This is a genomic window from Silvimonas sp., from assembly GCF_031291215.1.
Taxonomy (GTDB): Bacteria; Pseudomonadota; Gammaproteobacteria; order Burkholderiales; family Chitinibacteraceae; genus Silvimonas; species Silvimonas soli.
In genome coordinates this window covers 1-3,480 of sequence record NZ_JARLJK010000007.1, presented here as the reverse complement: position 1 = coordinate 3,480, position 3,480 = coordinate 1, and the positions used below count along the sequence as shown (strand labels likewise).

At 59.0% G+C, this 3,480-nt stretch carries 5 protein-coding genes; 3 read left to right on the top strand and 2 right to left on the bottom strand.

All coding sequences use genetic code 11. The annotated features are described in order from the left end of the window. From P4L78_RS00100 to P4L78_RS00090, 3 genes are all read left to right on the top strand, one after another. On the top strand, nt 1-535 hold a 535-nt coding region (locus P4L78_RS00100; protein WP_309326191.1), incomplete at its 5' end, for a winged helix-turn-helix domain-containing protein. 60 nt (nt 536-595) lie between these two features. Continuing rightward, a complete protein-coding gene (locus P4L78_RS00095; RefSeq protein ID WP_309326190.1) occupies nt 596-886 on the top strand; it encodes a type II toxin-antitoxin system RelE/ParE family toxin in 291 nt (96 codons plus the stop codon). Continuing rightward, nucleotides 876-1,178, top strand: coding sequence for a HigA family addiction module antitoxin (locus P4L78_RS00090; RefSeq protein WP_309326189.1), 303 nt, complete (start codon nt 876-878; stop codon nt 1,176-1,178). Before P4L78_RS00095 ends, P4L78_RS00090 begins: the two co-directional genes overlap by 11 nt. A gap of 393 nt (nt 1,179-1,571) precedes the next feature. On the opposite strand, the gene P4L78_RS00085 is transcribed toward P4L78_RS00090, so the two are convergent. Together P4L78_RS00085 and P4L78_RS00080 are read right to left on the bottom strand one after the other, a co-directional pair. Continuing rightward, nucleotides 1,572-2,897 (bottom strand): hypothetical protein, encoded by a 1,326-nt coding sequence (locus P4L78_RS00085; RefSeq protein ID WP_309326188.1) that lies wholly within the window; start codon nt 2,895-2,897, stop codon nt 1,572-1,574. Nucleotides 2,898-3,237: 340 nt separating this feature from the next. Next, nucleotides 3,238-3,480: hypothetical protein (locus P4L78_RS00080; RefSeq protein WP_309326187.1), on the bottom strand; the 243-nt coding region annotated here is incomplete at its 5' end.

Sequence of the window (3,480 nt, the reverse complement as noted above, 5' to 3'; positions counted from 1 at the left end):
CGATCTCGGGCTGCCCGATCGCGACGGGCTCGACCTGATCGCGCCCTTGCGCAAGGCCGGGGCGACAGTGCTGGTCGTGTCGGCGCGCGATGCCACCGCGCAAAAGGTCGCCGCGCTCGATCGCGGCGCCGACGATTACGTGACCAAGCCGTTCGACACCGACGAAGTGCTGGCACGCGTGCGCACCGCCTTGCGCCACCGCGCCAGCCCGGACATGCTCGCCGCCGCGCTGCGCTTTGACGATGTCGAAATCGACCTTGCCGCCCGTGTGGTGCGCAAGGGCGGCGCCGAAGTTCACCTCGCCCCCAAGGAATTCGCGCTGCTCGCCGAACTGGCCGCCAACGCCGGAAAAGTCGTCACCCACGCGCATTTGTTGCGCACGATCTGGGGCCCGGGCCACGAAACCGACGTCGAATACTTGCGCGTCGCCGCGCGCGGCATCCGCCGCAAACTCGAAGGCGAAACCGACACCCCTTCACGCATCCGCAACGAACCCGGCGTCGGCTATCGGCTGGCAGTGGCGATCGGCGGGTGAGGGGACTTGCGTGACAAGCGAGACTTGACGCGATGGGGCGTGTCATGTGTGGCTTGACGCATGAAGGTCGAGAGCATCCGCCACAAGGCGCTTGAGCGCTTCTTCACCACCGGCAGCACAAAGGGACTGGTCGGCGATGCAACCCGGCTTCGCAAGATGCTGGCGTTAATGGTGGCTTCCGGCACACTCGAAGAACTCGGCACCCCGCCGAATTATGGCTTGCACCCGCTCTCGGGCGACAGGGCCGGCACTTGGGCGATGACGGTGACACGCAACTGGCGGCTTACCTTTCGGCTCGATGAAAACCTCGCGCTGATCGAGATGGATCTGGAGGATTCTCATGGCGCTTGAAATGCATCCCTCGCTTGCCGTGCATGCCGGTGAATGGCTCAAGACCGAAGTGGTCGAGCCTCATGGCGTAGCCGTGAAGGCACTGGCGCAGCATTTTGGCGTGTCGCGTCAGGCGCTGAGTACTTTGCTTAACGGTCGGGCAAACCTGTCCGCCGACATGGCGATCCGCTTCGAAAAAGCCTTCGGCATTCGCGCCGAAACGCTGCTGCGCATGCAGACCGCCTACGATCTCGCCCAAGCGCGCAGGCACGCGGATGATATCAAGGTCGAACCGTTCCCCCGCGCGGCCTGATGACCGCGGATTGGTACGGACCGAAAATGCCGGCTTCGAACAAGGCAGGCATGGGGCGGCTGTCCATTCAGCACCTTTCCTCAGCACCGACAACGCGGCAACGCCTACGCTTCGCATAGCCTCCCCCCCCGCTTCGTCTTCCCGGCCTTGAGCTGGGAACCCGCTGATTCTGCCGGATAATTGAGTATTGTGTCCCCAGAATTTGGTCTGACACGTTACCTCCTTGGATACCGTGTCACTCAATTACGCTGTCTCAGCAATGGGGTGCAGTCCAATTGTGTGCCAGGAATTACTGCAGGAATTACTACTAGTGTCCCACGAATTTCGTTTCTGGCAGAAATCTAGTGCTTGACCATCACGGATACTCTAATGCAATAGGATCGAATTGGATGATTATTGCGATGGCGCTGCAGGCTTATCCCGCCATGAGCGAAGTGCGGGTAGGAGTGTGCCGCCCAGCACACGAGCGCGGCCTGACATGGCCTTGATTGCCGTATCCGTGGAAACGGCGGCGATCAAAGTGTCGCGCATTGTCGGCGTGGTCTCTCGGGCGGGTTGTATCTCAAGAAAGATTTGTCCGGCTGGTGGGGCAGCCTGGAGCTGTGCCGCTAACTCATCTGCGAGACCGGCGGCATCATGCATGCAGGAAAAAGCCAGCAAACGTGACTGCGCTGGGACTGAAAGCTGGTATGAATTTATGGCGGCGTCACCCGAGATGGTTGCCAAGGCTGCTCGTGCTTGATCCTGTTTACCCAACCCACTGAGCGCGCAGGCCCGAATACCCGTAAAATAGGCGTTGCTATCAGGCAACTTGCGATGACCAACCAAAAAACCCGAAGCAGATTTATCAAAGTCACGTTCGGTTGCATCATCGATCTTCAGCGCCTGATCGTATTGCCCGGTGATTGCCAATATGAGGGCGAAATTGGCATTGACGTTCTGTCGAGCCGCATTGGACTTGGCATTTCGAGATGCTTGTTCCAGCACAGTGATCGCTTTATCGGTTGATCCATCGCGGAAAAGAAGGTGTGCCAGCATGATCTGGCGCTGAGACGTAACAATCGGATTGTCATCTGGTGTCGATGCTGCAATCTCGGTTTGTGCCTTGGCAATGGCATCGGAAGCTCGGCCCGAATGCTCAAGCGCGGATATATATTGCTGGAAGGCGCGGACATGCTTGCTCCAACCTTCCATCTTAGCCCTGCCTTCTACAGGAAGCGGTTGAACCTCACGGTCGGCGGCGCGCTCAGCACGGGCCAAAACGTTGTCTCGCAGAATATGCAGATCATCGCCTGCCCAAGATAGCAGGGCAGGCCATGCAAATGCGAGCCGTTCGTCAGCCAGAATGGCCAGTGCGTCGTCTACCGAGTAGACCGGCCGCAATTGGGAGCGTTTCCCGTCAGGTGAGAGCAAGGTCAGTTCTGCCGTATCACCGTTAGTGTAAAATTCGACCATGCCTGCGCCGCCTGACCATTTTACCTCCGCATGAGGAAAATCCGCTTGAGCTTGCGCATTGACGGGCCAAACTGCCATGGTGATCAATACAGCGAGTAAGTGTGAGCACTTCTGCAGCGATCTTTTAGTCTCTCGTGTTTTGATCGCCATTGGTTTGCTCCGGATTGCCGTTTGCGGAATATTGTAAACAATAGAGCTTGTCGCAAACTGGGCAATGCCCAATCCAATGTCGGCTAACCTCATTTTTCTGTCGATACCGGCCATTCCGCAACCGGCCCTATGCCAGTCGTTTCACAATGGCCAGCAGTGGCCATTTTCCCAGTCCAGCCGACCGGCTTTTGCAACGATCACCCTTCTCGGCTCTTTCTCGGGTTCGCGCGAAAGATGCGGGTGGTGCGGACCTTCTGACGGCGACCGGTAGGGCGCGCTGGGCCGTTGCCTAGTGGTCCGATTCTGACATTTGCTACCGCTCTCGGCTAGGTAGTGTGCAAATGTCAGAATCTTTTCGGACCACTAGAAAATTTTGATTCTAGTGGATTTTCCGTTTTTGACATTTGCGACCGTGCTATCCGGATGGCGGGATGCAAATGTCAAAAACAATCCACTAGGGGGTGCGCGGCGGGGCGTCGGTCAGGGTGGCGGCGGGGATGGGGATGGCTTCGGCGGGGTCGCGGTTTGGGCGGGTGTGGGCAGGCGGCAGGGGGAGGCTGTCGAGGGCGCGGAGCATCGGGGTGATCAGGGGGAGGTCGTCGCGGTGGCGGACTTTGTCGAAATGGCGATTGTCGTCGTAGCGGGGTTCGCCGGGGAGCACGGCGCCGGGTTCGAGCGCGCCGATCAGCGCCATGAT